Source organism: Pseudomonas edaphica (genome assembly GCF_005863185.1).
GTDB lineage: Bacteria > Pseudomonadota > Gammaproteobacteria > Pseudomonadales > Pseudomonadaceae > Aquipseudomonas > Aquipseudomonas edaphica.
The window spans coordinates 1-1,881 of record NZ_VBVZ01000874.1; the positions used below are offsets into that span (position 1 = coordinate 1).

Annotated in this window: 2 protein-coding genes; both read left to right on the plus strand. The window is 60.0% G+C overall.

The annotated features are described in order from the left end of the window. A partial coding sequence (locus FEM54_RS31605) for an aldehyde dehydrogenase family protein (protein ID WP_138454171.1) occupies positions 1 to 520 on the plus strand: 520 nt, incomplete at its 5' end. 76 nt (positions 521 to 596) lie between these two features. Next, positions 597 to 1,881: MFS transporter (locus tag FEM54_RS31610; RefSeq protein WP_138454172.1), on the plus strand; the 1,285-nt coding region annotated here is incomplete at its 3' end.

Genomic DNA, 1,881 nt, shown 5'->3' on the forward strand with positions numbered 1-1,881 from the left:
AGCCAAGATCAGCGCGGTGAAGTTCGGTGACCGTTCCACGGACGAAAGCCTGATGGGCCCGTTGGTCAACGCCAGCTCGCAAAAGAATATCCACGCCATGGTCGAGCGCGCCGTCGCTGCCGGTGCTGTACTGGAAACAGGTGGTGTGCTGCCAGCCGGGCCGGGCCATTTCTATCCGCCGACCTTGCTCAGCGGTTGCCGCCAGGACATGGAAATCATTCAGGAAGAAATCTTCGGCCCGGTGTTGCCGGTGCTCAAGTACCGCGACATCGACGAAGCGCTGGCCATGGCCAACGACCATCAGTTCGGCTTGTCATCGGTGCTCTACACCGAGAACTACCGCACGGCGATGAAAGTGGCGAATGCCATCGAAGCCGGAGAGTTGTACGTCAATCGCACGCCGGCAGACCCGTATCAGGGTTTCCACGCCGGCTGGAAACGCTCAGGGCTGGGCGGCGATGACGGTAAGCACGGGATGCTTGAGTTTACCCAGACCCGCCTGGTGGTCATGAAGTACTGATCCACGCGCACCTGTTGCACCTTTAATAAAAACAATTATCAGGGCGCCCGCGCAGCGGGTGCCTGAGGTCCACATGATGTCCAAGCCTGCACCCGTTGCCCAGGTTTCCGTTGCCGTGCCCGCGGCAAACGACACTGCCAGCCGTTATTTCCAATTGCTGTTGCTGGTACTCGCCGCCGGCGCGATCTACCCGATCCTCTACCTGCGCCAGGTCTACCAGACCACCATGCTCGACGTGTTCCAGATCAACCACAGTCAACTGGGCTACCTGTACTCCATGCTCGGCACGATCTTTTTGCTTAGCTACCTGCCCAGCGGATGGCTGGCCGACCGTTTGCCGCCACGCTTTTTGATCTTCTTCTCGCTGGTCGCCACCGGCGCACTGGGCCTGTGGTACGCCAGCGTGCCGTCAATGACCGGCCTGATGATCATTTTCGGTTGCTGGGGCCTGACCACTGGCCTGACGTTCTGGGCCTCGGTGCTCAAGCGCGTGAAGATGATTGCTCATCAGAGTGAGCAGGGGCGGTTCTTCGGCATTCTCGATGGCGGTCGCGGGCTGGTGGAAGCCTTGCTGGCGACCGTGGCCCTGGGCCTGTTTGCCTATGCCACCGAAACTCAAAGCCAGTCGGCGGCCCAAGGCTTCAAGCACGTGGTGTACCTGTACTCGTTTATCTGTATAGCCATTGGCTGCGGGCTGGTACTGCTCAAAGATCCCAAGTCTCTGGCAGAGACGCCAGCGGTAGAGAAGGGCAAGTTCAACCTGATCGCCGACCTGACCACCCTGGTGAAAATCCCCGAGCTGTGGCTGGTGACCGCCATCGTGTTCTGCGGTTATCACATGTTCTGGGCTACCTACAGCTTTTCCGACTACTTGCAAGGCAGCGGCATGACTGCGGTGATGGCCGGCACCATCACCACCATCAAACTGTGGATGCGCCCCATCGGCGGCATCGGCGGCGGCTGGCTGGGCGACAAGTTCTCGAACATCTCGGTGCTGATCGTCGCGCTGGTGCTGGTGACCCTGGCGATGGTCGGGCTGATCGTGTTCCCGGCGCTCAACAGCCTCGGCCTGCTGATCGGCACGGTGATCTTTATCGGCCTGATGACCTATGCGATTCGCGGTCTGTACTGGGCAATTCTCGACAGCTGCGACATTCCGCTGCGCATCACCGGCCTGGCCATCGGCATCGTCTCGGTGGTGGGTTACCTGCCCGACACCTTTATCCCGCTGATCAATGGCTACCTGACCGATACCTACCCAGGCAAGCCCGGTTACAACCTGTATTTCGGCTACATCGCCTTTATCGGCGTGACCGGGACGCTTGCAGCCCTGACGCTGCGCGCTCGAATCAATCGTAAAA